We start from the raw sequence: 225 nt of genomic DNA, 5'->3' as shown, positions 1-225 counted from the left end.
GATAGCCCAGGCATTGCGACTCCATCAGACCACCGTTGACCGCCATATCAGTGATTACCTTAATCAAGGTAAACTTAAATCTGATAATGGAGGGTCTGATAGTTTGCTTTCCCGAGAACAAACTGATTTTTTAATCAATCACTTATCTCAACATCTTTTCCATCACACCCATGAAATCGTGGCCTATGTTGCTCAGCTCTGGAAGATTACCTTTAGCATTCCCGG

General features: G+C 42.7%; 1 pseudogene. It reads left to right on the top strand.

From position 1 onward, the window contains the following. Window positions 1-225: pseudogene (locus SLS51_RS23830) on the top strand (IS630 family transposase); the annotation flags it as partial.

Origin of the sequence: Photorhabdus africana, from assembly GCF_035181445.1 — a bacterium.
In the GTDB taxonomy this organism is placed as follows: domain Bacteria; phylum Pseudomonadota; class Gammaproteobacteria; order Enterobacterales; family Enterobacteriaceae; genus Photorhabdus; species Photorhabdus laumondii.
The sequence above is the reverse complement of the archived record's forward strand: the minus strand, read 5'-3'. Positions and strand labels throughout refer to the sequence as shown.